The organism is Mesorhizobium sp. M2C.T.Ca.TU.002.02.1.1 (assembly GCF_003997225.1).
Map to the genome: position 1 here is coordinate 1 of NZ_RZTO01000071.1, position 13,164 is coordinate 13,164.

General features: G+C 65.4%; 16 protein-coding genes. 10 read left to right on the forward strand and 6 right to left on the reverse strand.

Translation table 11 applies throughout. The features are described 5' to 3' along the window. Positions 1-119: 119 nt before the first annotated feature. The 6 genes from EOD07_RS06105 to motA are packed head-to-tail and all read right to left on the reverse strand — an operon-like array spanning position 120 to position 5,007. Positions 120-557 carry a hypothetical protein gene (locus EOD07_RS06105; RefSeq protein WP_127234367.1) on the reverse strand — a complete coding sequence of 146 codons (438 nt, stop codon included), beginning with the start codon at positions 555-557 and terminating at the stop codon, positions 120-122. Between the two features lie 17 nt (positions 558-574). Then, complete coding sequence (gene flhB, locus EOD07_RS06110) at positions 575-1,657, reverse strand: flagellar biosynthesis protein FlhB (protein ID WP_127234368.1); 1,083 nt, start codon at positions 1,655-1,657, stop codon at positions 575-577. Between the two features lie 24 nt (positions 1,658-1,681). Continuing rightward, positions 1,682-2,704 carry a flagellar motor switch protein FliG gene (locus EOD07_RS06115; RefSeq protein WP_127234369.1) on the reverse strand — a complete coding sequence of 341 codons (1,023 nt, stop codon included), beginning with the start codon at positions 2,702-2,704 and terminating at the stop codon, positions 1,682-1,684. 43 nt (positions 2,705-2,747) lie between these two features. After that, positions 2,748-3,128 (reverse strand): flagellar motor switch protein FliN, encoded by a 381-nt coding sequence (fliN, locus tag EOD07_RS06120; RefSeq protein ID WP_040989936.1) that lies wholly within the window; start codon positions 3,126-3,128, stop codon positions 2,748-2,750. A 30-nt stretch (positions 3,129-3,158) separates the two neighbouring features. Beyond that, entirely contained in the window at positions 3,159-4,097 is a 939-nt protein-coding gene (locus EOD07_RS06125) for a FliM/FliN family flagellar motor switch protein (RefSeq protein WP_127234370.1), read from the reverse strand. 34 nt (positions 4,098-4,131) lie between these two features. Further along, positions 4,132-5,007 carry a flagellar motor stator protein MotA gene (gene motA / locus EOD07_RS06130; RefSeq protein ID WP_127234371.1) on the reverse strand — a complete coding sequence of 292 codons (876 nt, stop codon included), beginning with the start codon at positions 5,005-5,007 and terminating at the stop codon, positions 4,132-4,134. A gap of 148 nt (positions 5,008-5,155) precedes the next feature. Here motA and EOD07_RS06135 point away from each other — a divergent pair, with 148 nt between their 5' ends. The 10 genes from EOD07_RS06135 to EOD07_RS06180 all read left to right on the forward strand — a co-directional run bounded on the left by EOD07_RS06135 (position 5,156) and on the right by EOD07_RS06180 (position 12,982). Next, on the forward strand, positions 5,156-6,277 hold the full coding sequence (locus EOD07_RS06135; protein ID WP_040989942.1) for a DUF1217 domain-containing protein: 1,122 nt from the start codon (positions 5,156-5,158) through the stop codon (positions 6,275-6,277). A gap of 7 nt (positions 6,278-6,284) precedes the next feature. After that, complete coding sequence (gene flgF, locus EOD07_RS06140) at positions 6,285-7,007, forward strand: flagellar basal-body rod protein FlgF (RefSeq protein ID WP_040989944.1); 723 nt, start codon at positions 6,285-6,287, stop codon at positions 7,005-7,007. A gap of 4 nt (positions 7,008-7,011) precedes the next feature. Further along, positions 7,012-8,433, forward strand: coding sequence for a flagellar protein export ATPase FliI (gene fliI, locus EOD07_RS06145; RefSeq protein ID WP_127234372.1), 1,422 nt, complete (start codon positions 7,012-7,014; stop codon positions 8,431-8,433). Further along, positions 8,414-9,202, forward strand: a complete 789-nt coding sequence (locus tag EOD07_RS06150; protein ID WP_127234373.1) for a hypothetical protein — start codon at positions 8,414-8,416, stop codon at positions 9,200-9,202. Before fliI ends, EOD07_RS06150 begins: the two co-directional genes overlap by 20 nt. An 87-nt stretch (positions 9,203-9,289) precedes the next feature. Beyond that, positions 9,290-9,670, forward strand: a complete 381-nt coding sequence (gene flgB, locus EOD07_RS06155) for a flagellar basal body rod protein FlgB (protein ID WP_040989951.1) — start codon at positions 9,290-9,292, stop codon at positions 9,668-9,670. A gap of 2 nt (positions 9,671-9,672) precedes the next feature. Continuing rightward, positions 9,673-10,089 (forward strand): flagellar basal body rod protein FlgC, encoded by a 417-nt coding sequence (flgC, locus tag EOD07_RS06160; RefSeq protein ID WP_040997108.1) that lies wholly within the window; start codon positions 9,673-9,675, stop codon positions 10,087-10,089. Continuing rightward, complete coding sequence (locus EOD07_RS06165; RefSeq protein WP_127234374.1) at positions 10,089-10,418, forward strand: flagellar hook-basal body complex protein FliE; 330 nt, start codon at positions 10,089-10,091, stop codon at positions 10,416-10,418. The genes flgC and EOD07_RS06165 overlap by 1 nt, the downstream gene beginning before the upstream one ends. A 9-nt stretch (positions 10,419-10,427) precedes the next feature. Next, positions 10,428-11,216: a flagellar basal-body rod protein FlgG gene (gene flgG, locus EOD07_RS06170; RefSeq protein ID WP_040989957.1), complete on the forward strand. Its 789-nt coding sequence runs from the start codon at positions 10,428-10,430 to the stop codon at positions 11,214-11,216. 6 nt (positions 11,217-11,222) lie between these two features. Continuing rightward, positions 11,223-11,744 (forward strand): flagellar basal body P-ring formation chaperone FlgA, encoded by a 522-nt coding sequence (gene flgA, locus EOD07_RS06175; protein ID WP_127234375.1) that lies wholly within the window; start codon positions 11,223-11,225, stop codon positions 11,742-11,744. A gap of 149 nt (positions 11,745-11,893) precedes the next feature. Continuing rightward, positions 11,894-12,982, forward strand: a complete 1,089-nt coding sequence (locus EOD07_RS06180) for a flagellar basal body P-ring protein FlgI (RefSeq protein WP_245469893.1) — start codon at positions 11,894-11,896, stop codon at positions 12,980-12,982. Positions 12,983-13,164 lie beyond the last annotated feature (182 nt).

Consider the following 13,164-nt stretch of genomic DNA (forward strand, 5'->3'; position numbering starts at 1 on the left):
GCCGCAATCAAATCATTAGAGCGTGTCCCCCCAAAGTGGTAACCGGTTTCGGGACAAAGACATGCGCAAAATCAAAAACCCAAAGCGCATGAAGCGAATCTGAAAGATCGCGAAGCGCTTTAGGGAAATGACACCGGCTCGGTCCTGCGGATGCGCGCTTCGTCGATCGCGTCCTCGAGCAAGGCCGTGTTGTGCTCGGGCGTCTCGCCGGGCTTCTCGAACGACACGTAGTTGACCACGACGGAAGCCTCGAGCTCGGTCAGCGTCAGCTGGAAATAGACGGTCACGCCGCGCGGCCGCAGCTCCAGATCGAGCACGATGCGCGGGCTGCCCGACCAGTCGACATGCGCCTCCGCGCCATGGCCGAGCCGCAGCGTCCCCGGCCGGAAGTAAAGCTCGACCGCCGAATCGACGAGGTCCGACAGGCAGGCGAGATGCTCGAGCCGGATGAAGGCGATATAGTCGGCAACGTCGATGAGCCTCAATTCGCCCACCACGGGCTCGATGGCGCTGGCGACGATCAGCTCGCGGGAGTTGGCGTGTGGTTGCCGGTCCATGGATTAGCGGCGTCCGTTCATTGGGTTGCTTTGCGCGCGGCCTTCTTCGAGTAGACGATCCGCACCAACTCGGCGACCGCCTGGTAGAATTGCGACGGGATCACGCTATCAACCGAAACTTGCTTGTACATGGAGCGCGCAAGCGCCACGTCCTCGAAGATCGGGATGTTGTTCTCCCTGGCGATCTCGCGGATCTTCAACGCCACCAGATCCTGTCCCTTGGCCAGCACGATCGGCGCGGAATCCTCCTCCCGCACATACTTCAGCGCGATCGAATAGTGCGTCGGGTTGGCGATCACCAGCGTCGCGCGCGGCACGGCCGTCATCATGCGTCGGCGCGCCCGGTCGCGCGCCAGCGAGCGCAGCCGCGACTTGACGATCGGATCGCCTTCCGACTGCTTCATCTCGTCCTTGACTTCCTGCTTGGTCATGCGCAGGTCGCGCCGCCAGTGGAAGCGCGACCAGACGATGTCGACCACCGCGATCAGTCCCATGACGAAGACGATCGCCACGAGGATGTCGACGAAGATGCCGCGGATGACCATGCCGAACGAGATCGGGTTGGTGATCATGCCGGCGAGCAGCTTGCGATGATCTTCCGAGAGCGTGAAGCTCAGCACCGCGATGGCGAAGCCGAGCTTGGCCAGCGACTTCAGGAACTCGACCCACCCTTGCGCGCCGAACATCCGGCTCCAGCCCTTGGCGATCGAGATGCGCGAAAGCTGCGGCCTGATCCGTTCACCGACGATCTGCGGCATGTTTTGGAAGACCGAGGCGCCGATGCCGGCAACCGTCAGGAGCACCAGCAGGCTGACGACGGCGCGGCCGATCTCGGTCATCACCTGCTTGTAGAGCGATATGACGTCGGTCTCGGTGCCCATCGGCCAGGCTTCCGGCTTTTCCAGGAACGTCGACAGGAACATGCCGAGATCGACGATCGCGTCCTTGGCGTAGAAGACGGCGAAAACCAGTATGGCGAGGAAGGACGCAAAGATCGCGGTCTCACGCGAATGCGGCAGCTTGCCTTGTTCGATCGTGTCGCGGATCTTCTTTTCTGTGGCTTCCTCGGTTTTGGAATCCTTGTCGACCGCTTCAGCCATGGCGCTCTGACCGGGTGGTTATCGTCAGGCGGCTTCGGCGGCGGCGGTCTGCGTCGAGGGCAGCTCGAAAGCCCCTTCGCGCGACAGCCGGATGGCGGCGACCGATATGCTCTTGCGCGCCGCCATGATGTCGGCAAGCGCAATGCCTTCCGATCCCTGTCCGAGTTCGGATTCGATCATGCGACGGGAGCGCGCGCCGATGGCCGACAGCGCCGATTCGGCGAGTTCCGGCGACGCGCCGCGCAGCGCCAGCGTGACGAGCTCGGTCGACAGCCCGTCGAACAGCAAGACGCGGGCTTTCTGCGGCAGCAGCGGCAGGTCGTCGAAGGCGAACAGCCGCGACCTGACGCCGGCGAGATCGGGCGTGCCGGCTTCCTCCAGGTCCTGCATGAGTTCGTCCAGCTCGGGCTTCGCCATTTCGTTGAGCATGCCGGCGACACGCTCCTGGCCGGCCGTGGTGTCCCGGCTGGCCTTCTGCGACAGCACGCTCACGCGCAGCTGGTTCTCGACGATCCTGGATGCCGCGTCGGGGATGTTGGCCATCGTCACCATGCGTTTGATGATCTGGCTGCGCATCGGCTTTTCCATCGTCAGCAGAACGTTGGCGGCTGTCTGCGAGGCAAGCTTCGACAGCACCATCGCCGATGTCTGCGGATGCTCGCCGGCAAGGAAGCTGCCGAGCCGCGACGGCTCGAGCTTCTCGAGGTCCGGCCATATCGGCGGCGGTCCTTCCACGACCGGCTCGAACTTCTTCTCGCCCATGATGGCGCTCATCTCCTCGGGCGACAGCGATTCGTTGAGGATCGTGTCCATCCGGTCGGCTGAATCGAGCAGGCCGGCGCCCTCGGTGAATTCGGCTTCGAACTCGGCGACGATGCGCTCCAGGTCGGCCTGCGGAATGGTACGCAAGAGACGCGCGCCCTCGATCAGCGCCTTCAGCTCGTCCTGCTTGAAGAATTTGAGCAGGCGGCTGGCCGCGGGCTTGCCCATGGCCACCAGTATGGCCGCCGCCTTTTGCGGACGTGTCAGCGCCAATGCCGTCGTCATGCGTGTAACCCTCGCTGCCGATTGGTCCGCCCGCCGACCATCGTCAGGCGCTCTTCGTCGCGGCGATGATCTCGGTGAGCCGGATGCCGAAGCGCGTCGGATCGCTTTCCAGCACCGTGATCTCGCCGCGCGCTATTTTGCGGCCGTTGACGACGACGTCGACCGGCTCGCCGATACGGCGATTGAGCGCGACGGTGGAACCCTTCTGCAGCCCCATCAGCTCCGAGACCGGCATCTCCGTGCTGCCGAGGATGATCTGCACGTCGACCGGAATGGTCATGATGATGGAGGAGTTGGCGCCCGACTGGAGGGCGGCGTCCGGGCGTTTCTCCTCTTCCCGCAGCACGCCGCGCAGTTCCTCGATGGCGCGGTCGAGCTGCTCGTCGGGCTGATCGGGTTCGGCTTCCACCTTGGTCTTTGCCATCTGTCGTCTCCATGAATCCCGCGCCCGGCGTCAGCCCGGCAGCAGTCCGTCGATGAAATCCTGCCCGGCATCATGCGGATGGCTGATGCGGACGGTGTAGTTCTGCCCCAGCTTGCCGAACTCGCAGACAAACAATGTTCTGTCGCGCGCGCTGAGCCTGGCGTTGAGCTGGGCGTTCTCCTCCAATTCGATCACCTGGCCGGCCTCGAACGCCGCGAGGTCGCCGAGCGTCAGCCGGGCGAGCGGCATCGTCGCTTCGAGCCGGACGGTCGAGCGCATCACCTCTTCGGAGAAGCGGGCCCGCCAGTCGAATTCCGTGCTCTCGCCATCCTCGCCCGTGGTGGTCTCGTCGCTGCGTGAGGAAAGCAGCAGGCGTTGCGGGATCATCACCGTGAGCGTGCCGCTGTCGGACGGCGTCGACAGGCCATAGACGATGCGCACGGCGGCGCCGTCGCGCAACACGCGCCGCCTCGCCTCGGTGCCGGACATTGCTTTCGGCACGGGCAGGCGCAGGTCGAGCGAACGTTTGCCGGATCCGTTGAGAGCCGCCGCGACCTCCTGGAACACGGTGGTCGCCACATCGGCCTCGATCTGCGACAGGTCGCGCTCGATCGGCGCCACCGGCTGGTCGGGATCGCCGCCGAACAGCGCGTTCACCATGACGGCAACCGCTTGCGCGTCCATCACCAGCGTCATGGCGTCGGCCGAGGCCGGCGAAGACGCGACGGTCAGTGCGAAGGCATCGCCGGCGCGTGAACGCGCCTCGGGAACGCGGCCGACCTCCACCGCTTGCAGATCGACGGTCACCGGCGCGCCAAGCTCCGCGGCAAGCGCCTTCTGCAGCAACGGCAGCGCCCGTTCGGCCATGCCGCGGCCGACGCCGATCACCTGCGCCGCCTCGCCGCTGTCGCCGACGAGCCGCTCGATGATCAATTCCCGGGTTTGCGAAGGGCTGCCCGGGCTTGTCATGACGGCAGGCGGCCCTGTCTGTGATGCTGCATGCTCAGGCCGCCTTCTTCTCGACGGCGCCGGCGCTCATGGTGCTCTGCTCCACCGCATCGATCGTCGGACGCTCGTAGGAAGAGATGGTCTTGCGGCCGAATTCGATCGCCACCTGCGGCAGGGCGCCGTTCATATAGGCAAGCAGCGTCTGCTTGACGATGATGTATAGGCGGTTCTTCTTCTCGCGCACCGTCTTGATCTTGGTGGCGACCGGACCGACCACCGCATAGGACAGGAAGATGCCGAGGAAGGTTCCGACAAGCGCCGCGCCGATCAGGCCGCCGAGGATTTCCGGCGACTGGTCCAGCGCGCCCATCGCCTTCACCACGCCGAGCACGGCCGCCACGATGCCCAGCGCCGGCAGGCCGTCGCCGACCGCGACCATCGCGTGATAGGCCTTCAGCTTGTCGGTGCGGATCGTCTGGATTTCTTCGTCCATCAGCGCTTCGATCTCATGCGAGCGGGCATTGCCGATGATGATGATGCGGCAGTAGTCGCAGATGAAGTTCGTCAGGTCATGGTTCTTGAGCACGGTCGGGAAGGCCTGGAAGATGGCCGACTCTTCCGGATTGTCGATATGCGCCTCGACCTCGCTGCGCGACTTCGAACGAAGCTCGCGCATCAGGCTGTGCAGGACGCCCAGCGTCTCGAGATAGTCGCGCTCCTTCGGCACCGCCTGCTTGAACGCTTCGAGGATGCCCCTGCCGGTGTCCTTGACCGTCTTCATCGGATTGGCGACGAGGAAGGTGCCAAGCGCGGCGCCGCAGATGACCACCGCTTCCCAAGGCTGCAGCAACACATGCAGATGCCCGCCCATGGCCATGAAGCCGCCGAGAACGCAGCCGAGCGTCACCACAAGTCCGATCAGAATGCCCACGACAGGTCCTTCCGCATGTCACGTCGTGGATCAGGGATAGTCCCCGTGCCTTGTGTGAGGCTTGAATCGAAGGCAGCGGACGCGATTCAGCTTCGCGCAAGGAAGTGACGCTATTGTGCGGGGATAGCTTCGGCCGGAGGCATGCCCTTTGCTCAGTACCTACATCAGCTACCAGTTGATCGCCAAAGACATCCCCAAGTCTATCGCCCGCATCGAGCAGCAGCCGACGGTCGATCGCGACACCCAATACTATCTGGCCAACATCACCAAGGTGAAATCGATCGACGATTTCGTCAACAACGACCGCCTGTTCAAATATGCCATGAAGGCCTACGGGCTCGAGGACATGGACTACGCCAAGGCCTTCATGGTCAAGGCGCTGAAGGAAGGCGTCTCCGACCCCGACAGCTTCGCCAACAAGCTGACCGACAAGCGCTACGCCCAGTTCGTCGCTGCCTTCAACTTCGCGGCCGACGGCGCCAATGCGACGGTCTACAACCCGACACAGCAGCAGGTTACGGCGAACTACGCCACGCAGGCTGAGATCGCGGGCCTTGATCCGGATTCGGACTATGTGAAAGGCGAGACGACCTACTACCTCGCCAACATCACCAAGGTGAAGTCGATCGACGACCTGATGTCGAACGACCGGCTCTATACCTACGCGCTGGCCGCGTTCGGCCTGGATTCGGTCACCGAGGACAAGGATCTGATCAAGTCCGTCCTGCAAGGCGGCGTGAAGGATCCCGACAGCGTCGCCAACCAGCAGACCAACAAGGCCTATGCCGGGCTCGCCGCCGCTTTCAACTTCGCGCAGTACGGCGATACGACCACCACGCGCGTCACGGCGCAGCAGCCGACCGTCGACATGTATCTGCGCCAGACACTGGAGGAGGACGCCGGCCAGACCAACGAAGGCGTGCGGCTGGCGCTCTATTTCCAGCGCAAGGCGCCCGACATCACCAGCTGGTACGACGTGCTGGCCGACACCGCTTTAGCCAGCGTGGTGCGTACCGCGCTCGGCCTGCCCGATTCCTTCGCCACCGCCGACATCGACAAGCAGGCGCAGCTCTTCGGGCAGAAGCTCGACATCAAGGACTTCACCGACCCCGAGAAGCTCAGCAAGTTCCTGACCCGCTTCACCAGCATGTACGAGATCGCCCATCCGACCTCGACGGCGGTGACGTCGGTCAGCGTGCTCTTCGCGCAGCCGACCACTGTCGGCATCTCCACCGATCTGATGATGGCCATGCAGCAATTGAAGTTCTGAGAAGATCATGCAGGACAGTCTTTACGTCGCCCTTTCCTCTCAGATCGCGCTCGAGCGTCGTCTCGACACCATCGCCGACAACGTCGCCAACGCCTCGACCATCGGCTTTCGCGCCACCGGCGTGAAGTTCGAGGACGTGGTCTCGGGCACCGGGCCGAAGTCGGTTTCCTTCGCCTCCTCCGGCAAGACCTATCTTTCCGGCGCGCATGGCGCGCTGACCGAAACCGGCAACCCGTTCGACTTCGCCATCCAGGGCGACGCCTGGTTCGCCATCGAGACGCCCGCCGGCACGGTGATGACCCGCGACGGCCGCTTCTCCATGAACGAGAACGGCGAATTGATGTCGATCGAAGGCTATCCGGTGCTGGACGGCGGCGGCGCTCCGATCCAGCTCGATCCGCGCAACGGCCCGCCCAAGGCAGGCGCCGACGGTTCGCTCAGGCAGAACGACCAGCTGGTCGGCGCCATCGGCCTCTACGATTTCGACCCTGGCGAGAATTTCGTGCGCTACGGCAATTCGGGCATCGTTCCGGCGCGCGCGCCCGAACCCGTCACCGATCGCTCCGACGTCGGTGTCGCGCAAGGGTTCCTGGAAGAGTCGAACGTCAACCCGGTGCTGGAAATGACCCGGCTGATCCAGGTGCAGCGCGCTTTCGAGAACACGGCGGCGCTGATGCGGCAGACCGATTCCTCCACCGACGACGCGATCAAGACGCTCGGCTCGAAGTGACCGCATGACGACCGGCTCGTCCCTGTTGCGCGCTTCCGAAAGCCCGCCGGATACCGAACGGACCGACAGGCTGGCCGCGCTCGAACGCATCTGGCGGCGATTCGACGATCCACAGGCGCTGCTTGCGCGCGGCGGGCGCATCGCCGAGATATCGCCGACACATTACAAGGTCCGCGGCCTGTCCGGGATTGCCAGGCTCGGCGACATCGTCGAGCAGCGCGGCAAGGCCGGCGCGCGTCGCGGCGAGATCGTCAAGATCGGTAGCGACGAGGTGGTGGTCGCGCCCTTCGAGCGCAGCGCCGATGCCGGCATCGGCGACGCCGTCTTTCGCCGCGGCCCGCTCGCGGTCACCCCGCATGTCTCCTGGCGCGGACGCGCCATCGATGCCTTGACCCGCGTCATCGACGGCGGCCCGCCGCTGATCAGGCCGAATGCGGCCGATGCAACGCATGGCGCGACGCCCGGCGCGCTGGCGCGCCAGCGCGTCGGCACCGGCTTCCTCACCGGCGTCAGGGTGATCGACATCTTCACCCCGCTCTGCTTCGGCCAGCGGCTCGGCATCTTCGCCGGCTCCGGCGTCGGCAAGTCGACGTTGCTTGCAATGCTCGCCGGCGCCGAGGCCTTCGATACCGTCGTCGTGGCGCTGATCGGCGAGCGCGGCCGCGAGGTGCGCGAGTTCCTCGAGGATACGATCGGCGCCGAGAGCATGGCCAAGACCGTCGCCGTCGTCGCCACCAGCGACGAAAGCGCCATGATGCGCCGCCGCGCGCCCGACACCGCCATGTGCGTGGCCGAGCATTTCCGCGACCAGGGCCATCGCGTGCTCCTGGTGCTGGATTCCATCACCCGTTTCGCCCATGCGCTGCGCGAGGTGGCGACCGGAACAGGCGAGCCGCCGGTCGCGCGCGGCTATCCTGCATCGGTCTTCACCGACCTGCCGAAGCTGCTCGAACGCGCCGGGCCGGGCGCCGAAGGCCCTGGGGTTAAAGGTAGGGGTTCGATCACCGCCATTATTTCCGTGCTGGTCGACGGCGACGACCATAACGATCCGGTCGCCGATTCGGTGCGCGGCATCCTCGATGGCCATGTCGTGCTCGATCGCGCGCTCGCCGAGCAAGGCCGCTATCCGCCGGTCAATCCGCTGTCGTCGATCTCACGCCTTGCCGACAAGGCCTGGAGCCCCGAGCAGCGCATGCTGGTGACAAAGCTGAAATCGATGATCGCGCGCTTCGAGGATACGCGCGACATCCGCCTGCTGGGCGCCTACCAGAGCGGCGCCGACGCCGAGCTCGACAACGCGGTGCGCCAGGTGCCGCTGATCTACGAGGCGCTCACGCAATCGCCGAGGGACCGCGCGTCGGCCGATCCGTTCGCCGATCTCGCCCGCCATCTCAAGGGGAAGCTGAATGGCGATCAAGGAGACTGAGCTCCAATACACCGAGCGCATGTTGCGCGACATGCTTGCCGAGGCCGAGGCGGCGGAGAGAGCCGAGGCCGACGCGGCAAGGACTGCCAAGGAGAAGGCCGCGCATGCCAGGACACAGAAGGCAGCGGCTCTCCTGACCAGAGCCGACAGGCCGCATCCGCCGCGGCCATCCACCGCCGAGACGGCCGATGTCGCGCAGGCCAGCCGCGATTCCCTGCTTGACGGGCTCTTTCCCCGCACCGAATGGCCGGAGCCACCGAAAGCCCAGTTCCCGCGCCTGGTCGACAGGAGCGCCGACCGCCGCAGCGATTTCGTCATCGCCGCGCTCGGCATCACGCTCGGCCTCATCTGCGCGTTGTTCCCCTGGTACATCTTCTTCAACCAGGAACAGTTCGGCGTCCAGACCATCAAGTTCGGCGGCAGCGGCAGCAATGCCGGGCGCGAGGGCGGCGGCGTCGTGGCCCAACGCAGCGGGCCGCTGACGGCCAAGGACGTTCCCAATGCCGATATCGACCTCTTTGCCACCGGAACGGTCGCGGACGATCCCGCGCCGCCGCCCACCGACCAGCCCTTCCCTGCCGCCGCTTCGGAATTCAAGATGGTGCATGTCGCCAACGGCCGCGCCATGATCGAGGACGATACCGGTCTGTGGCTCGTCCAGCGCGGCTCTATCCTGCCTGATTCCAGCCGCGTCGCCTCGATCGAGCAACGCGGCGGCAAATGGGTGATCGTCACCAGCGCCGACAAGGTGATCCAGCTCTCCAAGTAATTATGCCGGGCCATGTGGCCGCCCCGCGCGCAAGGTCCGCGCAAGACTGGCCGCCTAGTCTTGCGCGTACTTGCCCGGGAGATTCCCATGGAACCGGTAAATCTTTTCGATCTCGCCACGCGGCAGTCGCAATGGCTGGCCGTGCGCCAGTCGGCGATTGCCTCCAACATCGCCAATGCCAACACGCCGGGCTACACCGCCAATGACGTCGAGCCCTTCGAGAAGGTGCTCGACCGGACCGCCGTGACGCTTGCCGCCACGCAGGCCGGCCACCTCGGCGCCGAAACGACCAATGCCGGCTTCAACGTCAAGCCCGAGGATCCCGACGGCGCGATCATGCCGTCGAAGAACACCGTGGTTCTCGAGCAGGAGCTGATGAAGGCCGGCGAGGTCCGCCGCTCCTTCGAGCTCAACACGGCGATCGTCAAGGCCTTCCATTCGATGATGACGATGGTGGTGAAGAGCTGACCATGGACGCCCTCACCGCAGCCCTCAAAGTCGCGGCCTCCGGCCTTGGCGCCCAGTCGGAACGCCTGCGCGTGGTCTCGGAAAACCTCGCCAACGCCCAGTCGACCGGCAGCACGCCGGGCGCCGATCCCTATCGCCGCAAGACCATCACCTTCCAGTCCGAAGTCGACCGCGCGACCGGCGGCTCGCTGGTGGAAGTCAGCGCGATCTCCCGCGATCCTTCGGACTTCCCGATCGAATTCCAGCCCGGCAACGAAGCCGCCGACGACAAAGGGTACGTCAAGATGCCCAACGTCAACACGTTGGTCGAAATGGCCGACATGAGCGAGGCGAACCGCTCCTATGAAGCCAACCTGCAGGTCATCAAGCAGGCTCGCGATCTGATTTCCATGACCATCGACCTGATGAGGAACCAGTAATGATCGGCGGTATCGGGGCAATACAATTCAAGACGGCAGTCGACGGAGCGGAGCAGGCTTCACCGGGTCTGCTGCAGGGCGGCATCGGAACGCAGGCAAGCGAAAGCGTCGGCAGCAGTTTCGCCGAAGTCCTCGGCCAGGCGGCGACGAAAACCGTCAACACGCTGCAGGGCGCCGAGCAGATGTCGATACAGGCGCTGAAGGGCGACGCCGACACGCGCCAGGTCGTCGATGCGGTGCTGAGCGCCCAGCAGGCGCTGCAGACCACCATCGCCATCCGCGACAAGGTCGTCTCGGCCTATCTCGAAATCAGTCGCATGAGTATCTAGGACCGCGTCATGAAAGCCCTTGCCATCGCCGCCACTGGCATGAACGCCCAGCAGACCAACCTGGAAGTCATCGCCAACAACATCGCCAACATCAACACCACCGGCTACAAGCGGGCGCGGGCCGAATTCTCCGACCTGCTCTACCAGGTCGACCGCACGCAGGGCGTGCCCAACCGCTCCAACACCTCGCTGGTGCCGGAAGGCGTCTCGATCGGTCTTGGCGTGAAGACGACGGCTGTGCGCAACGTCCACACGCAAGGTGAGTTGGCCAGCACCGGCAACAGCTTCGATCTGGCCTTGACCGGCAGGGGCTGGTTCCAGATCCAGGGAGCCGATGGCGGCACGCTCTACTCGCGCGCCGGCGCCTTCAACACCAACGCCACCGGGCAGTTGGTGACCGTCGACGGCGCCGAGGTCATCCCGGCCATCACCGTGCCGACCGACGCCGTCGAGGTGATCGTCAACAAGACTGGCCAGGTCTTTGCCCGTCTGGACGGCCAGACGGATTTGCAGCTGCTCGGCCAGCTTCAGATCGTCAACTTCGCCAACGAGGCGGGCCTGGCGCCGCTCGGCGACAACCTGTTCCAGGAGACGGCTGCCTCAGGCCCGGCCAATGTCGGCGTTCCTGGCGACCCGGGTTTCGCCACGATCCAGCAGGGTTATCTGGAATCCTCCAACGTGGATCCGGTCAAGGAAATCACCGAGCTGATTTCGGCACAGCGTGCCTACGAAATGAACTCCAAGGTCATCCAGGCCGCCGACGATATGGCCTCGGTGGTCTCCAAGAACATCAGGTAACGGATGATGGCCTGGTCGATCTCCTCCGCACTCCGTCGCACCGCGCTGGCCACCGTCCTGGTGGCCGCCGGCATGCCGGCTTTCGCGCAGGACACGACCGGCCAGTCGGCGAACCAGATCGCGGCCGGCCAGCCCGCCGGCGAGGCCGTGCTGATCCCCAACCGGGTCATCTATCCCGGCGAGACCATCGAGCCCGGCTCGCTCAAGCAGGTGACGCTCATCCCCGGCAAGCACAAGCCGGACGGCATGGCGACGCGCTCCGAGGAGCTTCAGGGCAAGGTCGCCAAGCGCACGCTTCTGCCTGGCCGCTACATCCCGGTCACCGCCATCCGCGAGGCCTGGCTGGTCGAGCAGGGCGCTTCCGTGCAGGTCTATTTCACCGCCGGCGCGCTGACCATCTCGGCGGCCGGCGTCACGCTGCAGCCAGGTGCTGCCGGCGACCAGATCAAGATCCGCAACATCGACAGCGGCAAGATCATCTCGGGCACGGTGATGGCCGACGGCACCATCAAGGTCGGCGCTTCGTGATGCGCGTCTTCGTCCTTCTGCTGAGCGCCGCCATCGGCCTTCAGCCGGCATTGGCGGATGGGCTGACGCCCAAGGCCAAGCGCGAGCTCGCGCAGAAGAACGGCGGCGTCTACGACGATCCGCAATACGATCCCGCCACCACCACGCGCATGTTCCGGGTCTCGACCGGGCCGAGCACGCTGCCGCCCGGCCAGGTCGCCGCGCGCATCAAGGACATCGCGCAGTTGCAGAGCGCGCGCGACAACCAGCTCGTTGGCTACGGCCTTGTCATCGGCCTTGCCGGAACCGGCGACAGCCTGCGCAACTCGCCCTTCACCGAACAGTCGATCCGCGCCATGCTGGAGAATCTCGGCATCGCCACCGAAGGCGGCAGCGCGCGCGCCAAGAACGTGGCCGCCGTCATCGTCACGGCCAACATGCCGCCCTTCGTCCAGTCAGGCGCCCGCATCGACATCGACGTCTCCTCGATGGGCGACGCCACCTCGCTCGCCGGCGGCACGCTGGTGATGACGCCACTGAAGGCGGCCGATGGCGAGATCTATGCCGTCGGACAGGGCTCGGTGATCGTCGGCGGCTTCACCGCCCAGGGCCAGGCCGAGCAGCTGACGCAAGGCGTGCCGACCGCCGGCCGCGTGCCGAACGGCGCCATCGTCGAGCGCGCCGTGCCGGCCGAGTTCGACGACCAGGGCGTGCTGACGCTGCAATTGCGCAATCCCGATTTCTCGACCGCCATCCGCATCGCCGACGCCATCAACGACTACACCTCGCAGCGTTTCGGCATGCGCGTCGCCGCCGAACGCGATGCCCGCACGGTGCAGATCAGGCGGCCGAAGAACGTCTCCGCCGCGCGTTTCTACGCCGAGATCGAAAATCTTGTCGTCGAATCGGACGCCCCTGCCCGCGTCGTCATCGACGAGCGCACCGGCACCATCGTCATCGGCAACAATGTCCGAATCTCTCGCGTGGCGATCAGCCATGGCACCCTTACGGTGCGTATCACCGAAGCGCCTAAGGTGGTCCAGCCGGAACCCTTCTCGAGGGGACAGACCGCAGTCGAGCCCTTCACCGCCATCGAGGCGAGCCGGCCCGACGCGCGTGTTGCCGTGCTCGACGGCCCTGATCTCGAAACGCTTGTCTCCGGCCTCAACCGCCTCGGCGTGAAGCCCGACGGCATCATCGCCATCCTGCAAGGCATCAAATCGGCCGGCGCCTTGCAGGCCGACCTGGTCCTCCAATAGGCACGCCGATGATCGCGCTTTTCTCCTCGAAGACACGTCACCCCCTCACAATGATCGCCGCTGCGGCGGCGGCCGCGCTTGTCGGCAGCGTTTCCGTCAGCGCCGAGGAAGTCCGGCAGGTCCTGCCCGGCGGTCAGGCGCCGGCTCAGCCGGCCGAACTGACGCGCGAGACGGCATCGGCC